Raw genomic sequence first — 12,660 nt, forward strand, 5'->3', positions numbered from 1 at the left:
GCACTGAATACTGCGTAAATGAATAGAAAAGAAATTAGAAAAACGATTGCCGTAATTATTCTATTCGTTTCGCTAGGTTTTGGCCAACAAGCTCCTAAACTTCATACAACCGAACTTCCCGAAATACCAAAAAGAAATCAAGATTCGGTTGCTTTCGGCTATGCGGGCATGGTCGGCGGAGTTCACAACGAAACCATTATCGTTGGTGGCGGCGCCAACTTCCCGAATGGCTTACCATGGAAAGGGGGCAAAAAAATCTATAGTAACAAATTATACATTCTAAATGATGGCAAATGGCAATTATCACATCAGACCTTGCCTTCGAAGCTTGCCTACAGTGCTTCCGTATCGGTTCCCGATGGTATTCTGGTAGTAGGTGGCGAGAACGAAAACCGAACCAGCGACCAAGTTTATTTACTGCGTTACAGTCCTTCCACCGATACTACGGAAATTATCGATTACCCTTCGCTCCCCGAACCCTTGGCTTATTCTGCGGCGGTCGTAGAAGATGGCTATATCTATGTTGTCGGAGGTAAAAATTCTGAAAGAAGTGTAAACTCCTTTTACAGAATGTCTTTGAATGATAAAAAAGAATGGGAAAAATTAACCGATTTTCCCGGTGCTCCGCGAGCGGTGCATTCCATTATCGTACAAGAAACCAAAGACTCCAGAAAAATTTTTGTGATTGGTGGGCGCAATCAAATTACCGGAAAAAAATCGGAACCCCTGACCGATTACCTATCCTATAACCTGAAAGAAGGACTATGGCAAAATGAGGGCAAACTAATTATAAACGGGAAGCCACGGGTTTTGATGGCCGCATCGGCCGAAAGCATGGGGTCTATGCATTTAATGGTCTACGGCGGTTCAGATGAAGTACTTTTTAATCAACTGGAAAATTTAGCCTTGCAATTGAAAAGGGAGAAAAACGATTCCCTAGTACAGAAATTAGAAGAAAAAAGAAATGAAATTCTGAACACCCATCAAGGATTTTCCAAAGAAATATTGAGCTACAATACTATAACCAAAAAATGGTTTGTATATGACACGTTAACGAACAAAATCCCTGTTACCGCTCTATCGTTTAAAAAAGACGATGAATTTGTAATAGTTTCCGGAGAAGTTTCTCCCGGCATAAGAACACCAAAAGTCAGTAAATACAAAATAGCTCAAGCCACCGAACCTTTTGGTGCTATCAACTATACGGTTTTGGTGCTCTATCTTTCGATTTCCCTAATGATCGGGGTCTATTTTGCCCGAAAACAAAAATCGACCGAGGATTATTTTGTAGGTGGCGGCCGTATTCCTTGGTGGGCCTCGGGATTGAGTGTTTTTGGCACGCTTTTAAGTGCGATTACGTTTATGGCAATTCCTGCCAAGGCATTTGTAACCGATTGGTCTTTCTTCTTTCTAAACATTACAGCCATTCTGATAACCCCCGTTATCGCTTTCATATTCATTCCATTTTTCAATAAACTAAAGATTCGAACAGCCTATGAATATTTGGAAAATCGTTTCAACTATATGGCTCGTGCCTTTGGAAGCTTGTCATTTATTTTATTCCAATTGGGAAGAATAGGTATTGTATTATTATTACCTTCTTTGGCCATTTCAATTGTTACCGGCATACCTGTTGAAATCAGCATTCTGATTATGGGACTACTATGCATTCTCTATACGACCTTCGGAGGCATTGAAGCCGTAATTTGGACAGATGTGATGCAAGTCATCGTTCTTTTAGGGGGCAGCATCTTAGCGGTAACCTGGATAATACTTCATACAGAAACTTCTTTTACCAATATGATTACCTACGCTGCCAAAAATGATAAGTTTAACATCGCAAATATGAATCTCGATTTTACCGAATCAACCTTTTGGGTCGTATTCATCGGAGGTCTTGCTTCGGCAATGGTTACGCAGGGCACAGATCAAACCATCGTACAACGTTACCTGACCAGCACCGACCTGAAAAACTCGCAAAAGACCTTGTACACCAATGCAGTTTTAACTCTGCCGGCAACCGTCATCTTTTTCGGTCTTGGAACTTTGTTGTTCATTTTCTATTCAGAAATGCCCAATGCGCTATCTCCTGCGATTTCAAATAATGATTCTATCTTTCCGTGGTATATTGTGAGGGAATTGCCCATTGGGGTTTCCGGTCTATTGGTCGCCGGTATTTTTTCGGCTGCCATGTCAAGCATCAGCAGTAGCTTGAATTCCGTTTCAACCGCCTATTGCAATGATTTCCATCAACATTTTAAACCAAAAACACCAGATCATGAATTGTTGAAAATTGCTAGGGTCGCCACCATACTAACTGGAATTGCCGGGGTATTATTGGCGCTCTGGATGGCCAACTCCAATATCAAATCCCTTTGGGATGAATTCTACAAATTTCTCGGTTTGTTTACCGGAGGGCTCGGAGGTATGTTCCTTTTAGGCATGTTGACCAAAAAAGCCAATGCCAAGGGAACCTTAGTCGGACTGGCAGCCAGTGCTTTATTAATTTGGTATATCAGTGTCTTTACCAATATCAGCTTTTTGATGTACGCTTTTTTCGGAGTAGTTTCCTGTTTTGCTCTTGGGTATGTCTTTAGTCTGATTATTAAGGATAAAAAATAACTGATATAACTCCTTCGCTAGAATATTTTTATCAAGATTCTTAATTTATTTTCAATGATTTACACACAATGCAGGGAAGAGTTTTAATCATTAAAACACGTTCAACAGTTTACCTGCTTTCCGAAAGAACATTTAAAAAAATGGCATTCCTTGATTTTATCATAGAATCTTGCACTAGGCCGTTAAAATAGCGAATCTGACAATTTTAACTCTCAATGGGATTTTGCTCGAAACATTCCCAATACAATTGTTCTCCTTTAAAAAATACGAAATTTCAACAATTTCCATAATAACATCGAGCAAGGTTGGATTAAACCGCCCTATTTAGAAATTAACCACGGGACGTAAAGACTTGATTTGTTTACCGACAGTTCAAACAAAAGCTTTCAAAAAAATTCCGCCATTCTTTCAACTTTATATTTTCTTCCGATTTTTCAGACCTTCGGAGGACCCTGTAGCCTTAGCCAGCAAAAACGAATTACACCTTAAAAGCACTCATGTTTTATATTTCATTCAATTTAATCCCTTATTAGTATTAATCTCACTATTTTTATAGGAAATCGATAGATTTCGAAGCCCTGATTTGGAATTTAGCAGCTAAACCTCTTAAATTTATAACATGCTGATATCCTTAAGTATATAATAATGATACATTGATATTATAACGCAACAACAAAATCTTGTTCTAATGAAGAAGTGTTGATATTCCAATATTAGAACTACATAATTGCAGGAAACAGAATGACCAAAAATCTGCAACAAAATATTGAGCTTGTCTTTAAGAAACACTATAGAGAGTTTTGTCTGCTCTCTTATAGTTATGTATCTTCTATAGCGTTTGCGGAAGATATAGTTCAAGATGTTTTTGTCAAGATAATGGCCAATGAAGACTCCCATCAAATAACCAATCTTAAAGGGTATATCTGGAAATCGGTCAAATATTCAAGCCTTCAACAAGTAAGACTTTCCAGAAAATTCATTCCGATAGACGACACTAATGGGATTACTATAGTTTCTTCGGAGGAAGACAGTAGATCAGAGCTTGACTTAGGACCAAAACTTCATAGTGCAATTGCAAAATTGCCCACGCAGTGTAAAAATGTGTTCATAATTTGTGCCCTAGATGGCCAAAAATACCAAACTGCGGCAATTTCATTGGGAATCTCGATAAACACGGTAAAAACACAAATGAAAAAGGCTTATAGTATTTTAAGAAAAAACTTGAAAAATACATATATATTCTTGCTATTCTTTGAGAATATTTAACTCCCTTTGAAATTAATTTAAATTTTTAGCATCCTAGACATCACCCTATTTTACTTTTTCGACACTTATATTCGAACAGGTCTCCCAAACGGCCCTTAAGCTTACACAACGAGCTATGGATATAGCAAAGATTATAGCAAAAAAATTAGCTGGTAGCCTCTCTAGCCAAGAGCAGCGATATCTTGACCAATGGCTAAAAGAATCCGAAGAAAACAAGTCACTATATTTTCGCTTACAAAAAGCGAGCAATCTCAAGGAAATTCATACCATCAAAGATATTGATGATAACAAGCAATGGCAGCAAGTTCAAAAAAGAGTTAAGAAAATCAGGTTTAAGAGACGCCAAGCTTCTCGGTTCAAATCGGTGCTCAAATATGCAGCAATTTGCATTGGACTCATCGGATTAGGCTATGGATACCATTATTTCAACTTTTTCGATAATGAAGCCGCTAAAACTACGGATGCTATTACCCTTAAACTAGAGAACGGAGAGATACGCACCATATCGTCTGAGAGCCAGCAGAACATTGTTGATTCGAGAGGTCGGGTGCTGGGCAGACAAATCGGAAATCAAATCGATTATTCAGACCATCCCAAATCTACAAAATTGGTCTACAATACGCTTACGGTGCCTTACGGCAAAAGGTTCAGTGTTATCTTATCAGATAGCACGATTGTCCATCTAAATGCGGGCTCATCGCTGAAATATCCAGTGAATTTTATCGAACACCGCAAACGTCAAGTCTTTTTAATTGGTGAAGGCTATTTTGATGTAGCCAAAGACAGCGCCCATCCCTTTATAGTCACCAATGGCACTATGGATGTCAGGGTATTGGGCACCAAGTTTAATATTTCTGCATATCCTGAAGATCGTGACATAAACACCGTTTTGGTCGAAGGTTCGGTCAGTCTTTACAACTCACAAGATGATTATGATCCCAAAAACGCCAATGTGCTTGAGCCAGGGCACAAAGCCGCTTGGGATAAATTTCATGAAAAAATAGAAGTTGAACAAGTCGATACTAATATCTATACAGGTTGGGTCAATGGGAAGCTGGTATTAAAAGAGATGTCTTTTAAAAATATAGTGCCAAAATTAGAACGTCATTACAAAGTAACCATTGATAATAACTATGAAACCCTGAACAAGGAAGTATTTACCGCTACTTTCGATGTAGAAACCATCGAAGAGGCCTTACAACTATTTTCTGAAGAAACTCCCTTCGATTATAAATTCGAGGGCAACGCTATTATTATAAATGAACTGAATATAAACTAATATAAAACAACTGCCTATGGAGTGACACCCCTATTTAATATTAAATCGAACGAACAAAAATTTGTCGACCGTCAAAGAACAAAAAAATCGGAAAATGTTGCACCATTTCCCGATTCATGATAATCGACGCGTATTGGTCAACCAATAAAACTACACAAAAATATGGAAAAAAGTGAAAGAAAGGGCTTTTCGAAGCCTTGTTCGCTAAATCTTAGGCTGTCTTTGAAATTAACCGCGCTTCTTCTGATAATTTCCGTCTTCTATGTTGAAGCGAATGTTTATTCCCAAAAAGACAAGTTGACCCTAAATCTTGAAAGGGTAGAAATGAAAAAAGTACTGGAAAGGATCGAATCCCTTACAGACCTAAAATTCTTTTACAACAATAAAAAAATCGACTCCGAAAGGCTGGTTTCGGTAAAAGTTACCGAAAAACCAGTAACGGAAGTATTGGACATATTGTTCGAGGGTACTGCCATATATTACACGCTGCGCAAAAAGCAGGTAATTCTCAAGCTTAACGATACCGAATTGCCATCTAAATCGGGTAAAGACGCGTCATCAATTAAAGATGAAACGTCAAATACAGATCTCGAAGTAGTTCAGCAAGCTATTTCGGGGATGGTAACCGATTCGAACGACGTACCGTTACCCGGGGCTAACATCGTTGAAAAAGGAACCATCAATGGCACCCAGACCGATTTTGATGGCAATTTTTCCCTTGAAGTGGGCGATGATGCGGTCTTGGTCGTGTCTTATCTTGGGTTCATGACCAAAGAAGTTAACGTCGACGGACAATCGAGTATAATTATTAGTTTGGACGAAGATGCAGCGGGGCTGGATGAAGTGGTAGTTGTAGGTTACGGTACCCAAAGCCGCGCAAAGGTTACCGGGGCAATTAGTACAATCCCAACCGATGAAATTACACAACGCCCGGTTACGAGCACTGCAAATGCCTTGCAAGGTCAAGTACCAGGTTTGACAGTCTTTAACTCAGGGGGAGCACCAGGAGTAGAAGACACGAAAATACGAATTCGGGGTGTAGGTACACTCAACAATTCCAACCCATTGGTCTTGGTAGATGGTATCGAACAGGCCCTTGGCACTGTCGAACCCCAGAATATAGAATCAATTTCAGTTTTGAAAGATGCTGCTTCTGCCGCTATTTACGGATCCCGAGCCGCAAATGGAGTCATTCTTGTGACCACAAAGCGAGGAGCTTCGACTGGGGTTACACTGTCGTACAACACTTTATTTGGTTTTCAGCAGCCTAGCTTTTTTCCAGAGAAGGCAGATGATGAAGCATGGATGAGGTTGGAAAATACCGCACAAGTAAATGCAGGGGCCAATCCCACGTATTCCGAAGAATATATTGCAAATGTACTTGCCGGCACCAACCCTTTACAATATCCTTTTGCCAATTGGGAAGAGGGAATCTTTAGAAATGGTGCGCTAATGAACCAGCAAAGTTTCTCAATATCTAGTGGAGGTGATATTGGAAAAATCTTTGCTTCCTTGAATTATAACGATACCGATGGTGTCATTAAGAACTTCAATAACAAAAGAACTACCATGCTTGTCAATGCAGATTTGTATGCTAATGATAAGCTGACCTTTAAGGTGGGGCTTATGTACAGAAACGGAGATTTTACCGGGCCAGGACATGCCATAAATTCTTCGGGAGTAGCGGGACAACAGATTGTTCAAGCACTTCTTCATATGAATAGAAACGTAGTAATGGAATATCCCGATGGCACGTATGACTTGATTTCCGGACAATGGAATGCAGCTGCGATGGCATCTGAGGGCGAAACGGTCAGAACTCAGAACGATATCGTGGCACAAGGAGGATTTGATTATGTCTTCAATGATGCACTGACCCTTAAAGGAAATGTCACCTATAAATCGAATTATCAGGGCACGTCTACTTTTATGAATAGTCTAGCCGGCATGAAAAATTATCTTACCGGTGAGCCTGTTACGGTATCGGGGTGGTTTGCAACAAATAGTTTGACCGAAGCCACCATTACTGAAAAGGAATTGAGCCAAAGATTATATTTGGATTACAACAAGAGTTTTGGTTCTCACGACCTTGGAGCGCTATTGGGGTATGAGGAGATTCACTACAATTACAAAAACGTTTCGGCTACCAGGCAAGGTTTCTTCAACAATGACCTTAGAGATTTGAATGCGGGAGGAGCCGATAATCAGCAGATAAGTGGTTATCGGGAAGAATGGCGCCTTCGTTCCTTTTTTGGCAGGCTAAATTATTCGTTTGATGATCGGTATCTGATACAAGCTAATTTAAGAATTGACGGTTCGTCAAGGTTTGGAGACGGCAATAGATATGGCTTCTTTCCTTCGGTTTCTGCCGGTTGGAACATCTCCAATGAGCCGTTTATGGAAAAATTTTCCGATGGCACGTTCCTTAGTAATCTTAAATTAAGAGGGTCTTGGGGCCAATTGGGAAATCAGAATATCGGACTCAATAAATTTAGAAATACATATAACCTGAACGAAGGTTATCAATTTGGCGGCACCCCCGTTTCCGGATCAGCGGTAACCCAGGCCGGAAATCCAGATATTACTTGGGAAACGGCAACAATTACAAATATCGGTCTTGATGTCTCTTTTATGCAAGATAGATTGGAATTTGTAGCAGAGTATTTCTGGAAATATACAGATGATATTTTACTGCAATTACCAATTTCCAGCACAATTGGGGTTGAGGCTCCTGTTCAAAATGCAGCGGCGGTCTCGAACAACGGTTACGAACTTAGCTTAACTTACCATGGGGCATATAAGGAAAATGGCTTCAATTACTCAATAGGTGCAAACTTTACCGATGTAATCAATAAAATCGAAGATTTGAACGGGGCAGGTCCTTACTTCCCTGATGGCTTTACGGTATGGCAAGAGGGTTACTCCATTAACACGTTAAGAGGGTTAGACTCACCAGGTCTTTACCGTACCCAAGCCGATTTGGATCAGTATCCCGCACGTTTAAGTTCCCTTGCAGGAATAGGTAACATTATTTACAAAGATGTGAATAATGACGGGGTCATATCGCAATCCCTCGCTCCTGGAGGAGACCAGATTATTATCGGAAATGAAGATCCGAGATATGAATTTGGTATTAGGGCCAATGCTTCCTATAAAGGCTTTGACTTTTCTATGTTTTGGCAAGGTGTGGGAAAACAATATCATACGTTGGATGGTGCATTGGTAGAAGGACCCGCTTATCAGAACTTTATACCTAAAGAAATGACAGATAACGCTTATGACCCAGTTACAAATCCTAATGGAACGTGGCCGATAGCGAGAGCTGGCAACAATTGGGATATTGTAAAATCGAGTTTCTGGTTGATAGACACCAAGTACATCAGACTAAAAAATTTCCAAATAGGATATACTATAGATCAGGATGTTTTTTCAAACTTCAGAATTTATGTTTCCGGAGAAAATATGATGACTTTTTCCGCCCAGAAACTTTTTGATCCGGAAACCCCTAGAGGTAGAAGTCAGTTCTTTCCACAAACGAAGACTATGAGTTTAGGTTTAAACATCGTATTTTAAAAAAAAATTATGAAAAGATATAATAATATAAAAGGCATATTATTCTTCGCTGCTGTAGCCTTCTTATCAGGATGTAGCGAAGGATTTGATGAAGGTCTCGACATAGAACCGACCGGCGCAGTTTCGGAAACCACCTATTGGTCTACCGTAGAAGATGCAGAATTGGCAGTTAATGCGGTATACGCAGAATTGGATGGCACTCAAATGGTCATGGCACTAGATGGTGTTACTGATATTGGCTATCACTCTTATTCAAATGTTCCTACCTTTAATGATGTCCGTTTTGGTGAAATCGATCCTTCCAACGGCACCATTACCGGTATTTGGAATAGATATTATATAGGCATCCGAAAGGCTAACGATGTTATTGCAAATATCGATAAAGTAGTAGGTGGTGATCAAGATATGATTGCAAGAATAACGGCAGAAGCCCGGTTTCTTAGAGCTTATTACTATACGCAACTTTCAAGTTTATGGTGCAATGTGCCTTTAATAACCGAGGTTCTTGATATTAATGATCAACGCCCTACAAATTCCAAGGAAGAGATTGTCAGCTATGTTATCGATGAACTTGATGACATTATAAATTCAAATGCCTTGCCCTTAAGCTATTCGGCAGATGATGTAGGCAGGGTTACTCAGGGAGCCGCCTTGACCTTAAAAGCCAGAGTGGCAATCAGAAATAGCAATTTTACGGTTGCACGCGACGCTGCCAAGGCAGTAATGGATTTGAATATTTATGGACTTTATCCAAATTATGAAGAATTGTTTCAAGTAGTGGGACAAAATTCGCAAGAAGTGATTTTTGACAGACAGTTCACAGTTGGTGGTAATACGTACAATGCATTTGGATATTCCGCCGCTTCTTTGGGAGGAGGCTCTGGCGTGGAGCCGATGAACGGTCTTTTTGAAAAGTATGAATATACAGGACCTATAAATCCCGATGACCCATTTGAGAACATAGATCCAAGATGGAATTATATTGTCTATTATACAGGGCAACCGATTGGAACCGACACCTATAATTCTTGGCCAACTAGTACTACCCCCGATAAAACAAATAGTTCTGAATTTGCTACGGTTAATGGGTACAATTTAAAGAAGTGGGTAGACTATGAATCTTTTGCCGCCAATTCAAATCTTGGCGACATAAATATGATTTTGATGCGCTACGCTGATGTTTTACTGATGTATGCCGAGTCTAAAATAGAATTGAACGAGATAGATACTTCGGTATACGCCGCAATAAACGCAATCAGACAAAGACCAACGGTCGACATGCCTGAAATTACCGAAGGAAAGTCTCAAGCGGAATTAAGAGAAATTGTCAGGGATGAGCGAGCTCGGGAATTGGCCTTTGAGGGTTTGCGTTTATTTGATATTAATCGTTGGCAAATCGGTGAGGTAAAAGCCGGACTGGTTCAAGGAATGCATTACAAGAATGAATCAGGGCAATGGGTGATTTTAGACTATGGAAGGGTTGCTACTTTCAATGAAAATAGGGACTATTGCTGGCCCGTTCCCCAAGCAGAAATGGATATTAACGACGTAATTACCCAGAATCAGGGGTATACAAATTAGAAATTATGGCTAAGGAAAATTTTATTACTCAAAAGGAAACAGAAGATCGACGAGCTTTTATAAAGAAAGCGGGAGCCGCTACCTTGTTCAGCGCAACAACTTTGAACATGGGTTTTGCTACTCCTCTAGTGTCCAGTTCCAAAAGCGTTTTAAAAGTTGGGCTTGTGGGTTGCGGTGGCCGTGGCACAGGAGCCGCTGCCCAGGCGATATCGGCAGACCCCGACACCGTACTATATGCTATGGCAGATATCTTCGAAGACCGACTAAAGAGTTCTTTGGAGGTGCTTAAAAAAACGCACGGTCAAAAGGTGCAGGTAGAAAAAGAAAGGCAGTTCATTGGGTTCGACGCATACCAAAAACTAATCGATTCGGGAGTCGATGTGGTAGTGTTGGCTTGCCCTCCGGGGTTTCGACCGAACCACCTTGCCGCTGCTATTGATGCCGGCAAACATGTTTTTTATGAAAAGCCTGTCGCTGTCGATGCACCCGGAGTTCGTAAGGTTTTAGCAGCGACCAAAAAGGCGAAAGAAAAGAACCTATCGATCGTATCGGGATTCTGTTTTCGGTATGACCTTCCAAAGCAGGCGCTTTACGGAAAAGTCTTGGCCGGGGAAATAGGGGATATCAAATCGATTTCCGTTACCCGAAACGGAGGGGAGCTCTGGTACAAAGAAAAACAGCCGGACTGGAACGATATGCAATACCATATGCGCAACTGGTATTATTACAATTGGCTTTCTGGAGATTTTATTGTAGAGATGTTCGTACATAGTCTCGATATGATGACTTGGGCCATGGGTGGTAAGATGCCCTTAAAAGCTACCGGGACCGGGGGAAGACAATGGAGAACCGATAAAAAATATGGTAATATTTACGATCATTTCGCGCTAGAATACGACTATGACAACGGGGTCAAGGGTTACGCCTTTACACGACAGCAAAATGGGGGTTCATCCCAAAACTCCATTGATATAATGGGTACCGAAGGGAATGCTCATTACGGCGGCAACCGGCACGAAATAACGGGTAAAAACCCTTGGCGCTATCGAGGGGAAGGAAACGACATGTACCAAGCCGAACATGACGCCCTTTTCAACTCAATTCGAGAAGGAAAAGGAATCAATGACGGTGAAATGGCCGCTAACAGTTCATTATTCGGTATCATGAGCAGAATGGCCGCCTATAGTGGCCAGACCATAACTTGGGATGAAGCCATGAATTCAACCAGAAGCCTGGGTCCTAATGATTTTAATTGGGATTTAGAATTTAAAGGACCCGAAATTGCGGTTCCCGGAATTACTAAGGTGCTAGGATAAAAAAGTTTAAGCTATAACCGTAAAAAAAATAATTTCTATGCCTCAAATAAAAAGTGAAGTCCGCTCATCAAGAAGAAACTGGTTAAAAAATGCGGGGCTGTTAAGCGCCGCTTCGATGGCCCCTTCGTTAGTTATGGCCGGTACGGATGAAAAAAAAAAGAACCATAGCTATGATAATCGGCCCATAAGGCTCATCGTATCTACCTACTCCTATTGGCATTTTAAACCAAAAAAGTATCCTATCGAAAAGGTTATCGAAAACGCTTCCCAAATTGGGTTTGATGGGGTAGAAATCCTTCACCGCCAAATGGAGAACGAAACGGTGCCCTACATGAACAAATTGAAAAGAATGGCTTTTGAAAGGGGGCTGGCACTTCCATTTCTATCCATCCATCAAAACTTTGTAGAACCCGATGCGAACAAACGAAAAGAGCATGTAGAACATACCATAAAATGCATCAAACTTGCCGTACAGATGGGCATACCCGCCATACGCATGAATACGGGCAGCTGGAAAGGGAAAAGAGCTCCTGACTATTATCAGACTGGTATTCAAAAACCAATCGAGGGCTATACCGACCAAGATGCCATAAAATGGGTAATTGACAGCATGCAAGAGTGCCTGAAGGAAGCTGAAAAAGAAGGGATTACACTTTGCCTAGAGAACCATTGGGGACTTTCATCGAATATCGATTACCTCGAAGAGATATACAAAACCTTGGCTTCTTCACCGGCAATGGGATTAAACCTTGATACTGGAAATTATGTCGGAGAGCCATATCCACAGTTTGAAAGATTGATTGGATATGCCGATATTATTCAGGCAAAAACCTATTATGGTGGCGGCAAATATTATGATTTAGACCTAGACTATGATCGGATTGCCAGAATTATGCGCGATGCTAATTTCACAGGTTATGTTTCATTGGAAATGGAAGGCAATGAAGACGCCGAAACCGCAGTTCCAAAAAGCTATGCCATGTTGCGGAAAGCATTTGAGGTTTAACCTAGTACTTTCATCTA

Annotated in this window: 7 protein-coding genes; all 7 read left to right on the plus strand. The window is 40.7% G+C overall.

Going from position 1 to position 12,660, the window contains the following annotated elements; genetic code table 11:
* The first annotated feature begins 18 nt into the window (after window positions 1-18).
* The 7 genes from AACZ88_RS04200 to AACZ88_RS04230 all read left to right on the plus strand — a co-directional run bounded on the left by AACZ88_RS04200 (window position 19) and on the right by AACZ88_RS04230 (window position 12,643).
* Complete coding sequence (locus tag AACZ88_RS04200; protein ID WP_339706668.1) at window positions 19-2,622, plus strand: sodium/solute symporter; 2,604 nt, start codon at window positions 19-21, stop codon at window positions 2,620-2,622.
* Between the two features lie 741 nt (window positions 2,623-3,363).
* A complete protein-coding gene (locus AACZ88_RS04205; RefSeq protein WP_339706671.1) occupies window positions 3,364-3,888 on the plus strand; it encodes a sigma-70 family RNA polymerase sigma factor in 525 nt (174 codons plus the stop codon).
* Between the two features lie 115 nt (window positions 3,889-4,003).
* Window positions 4,004-5,167: a FecR family protein gene (locus AACZ88_RS04210; RefSeq protein WP_339706674.1), complete on the plus strand. Its 1,164-nt coding sequence runs from the start codon at window positions 4,004-4,006 to the stop codon at window positions 5,165-5,167.
* Between the two features lie 162 nt (window positions 5,168-5,329).
* Complete coding sequence (locus AACZ88_RS04215) at window positions 5,330-8,740, plus strand: TonB-dependent receptor (RefSeq protein ID WP_339706677.1); 3,411 nt, start codon at window positions 5,330-5,332, stop codon at window positions 8,738-8,740.
* Between the two features lie 9 nt (window positions 8,741-8,749).
* On the plus strand, window positions 8,750-10,321 hold the full coding sequence (locus tag AACZ88_RS04220) for a RagB/SusD family nutrient uptake outer membrane protein (protein WP_339706680.1): 1,572 nt from the start codon (window positions 8,750-8,752) through the stop codon (window positions 10,319-10,321).
* A 5-nt stretch (window positions 10,322-10,326) separates the two neighbouring features.
* Entirely contained in the window at window positions 10,327-11,637 is a 1,311-nt protein-coding gene (locus AACZ88_RS04225; protein WP_339706683.1) for a Gfo/Idh/MocA family oxidoreductase, read from the plus strand.
* Between the two features lie 37 nt (window positions 11,638-11,674).
* A complete protein-coding gene (locus AACZ88_RS04230) occupies window positions 11,675-12,643 on the plus strand; it encodes a sugar phosphate isomerase/epimerase family protein (RefSeq protein WP_339706686.1) in 969 nt (322 codons plus the stop codon).
* The last annotated feature ends 17 nt before the right edge of the window (window positions 12,644-12,660 follow it).

Source organism: uncultured Kriegella sp., from assembly GCF_963975415.1.
Classification (GTDB): domain Bacteria; phylum Bacteroidota; class Bacteroidia; order Flavobacteriales; family Flavobacteriaceae; genus Kriegella.

Coding starts and splice junctions, on each gene's coding strand:
- AACZ88_RS04230 (WP_339706686.1), top strand. CDS start 11,675: ATGCCTCAAATAAAAAGTGAAGTCCGCTCATCAAGAAGAAACTGGTTA.
- AACZ88_RS04205 (WP_339706671.1), top strand. CDS start 3,364: ATGACCAAAAATCTGCAACAAAATATTGAGCTTGTCTTTAAGAAACAC.
- AACZ88_RS04210 (WP_339706674.1), top strand. CDS start 4,004: ATGGATATAGCAAAGATTATAGCAAAAAAATTAGCTGGTAGCCTCTCT.
- AACZ88_RS04220 (WP_339706680.1), top strand. CDS start 8,750: ATGAAAAGATATAATAATATAAAAGGCATATTATTCTTCGCTGCTGTA.
- AACZ88_RS04225 (WP_339706683.1), top strand. CDS start 10,327: ATGGCTAAGGAAAATTTTATTACTCAAAAGGAAACAGAAGATCGACGA.
- AACZ88_RS04215 (WP_339706677.1), top strand. CDS start 5,330: ATGGAAAAAAGTGAAAGAAAGGGCTTTTCGAAGCCTTGTTCGCTAAAT.
- AACZ88_RS04200 (WP_339706668.1), top strand. CDS start 19: ATGAATAGAAAAGAAATTAGAAAAACGATTGCCGTAATTATTCTATTC.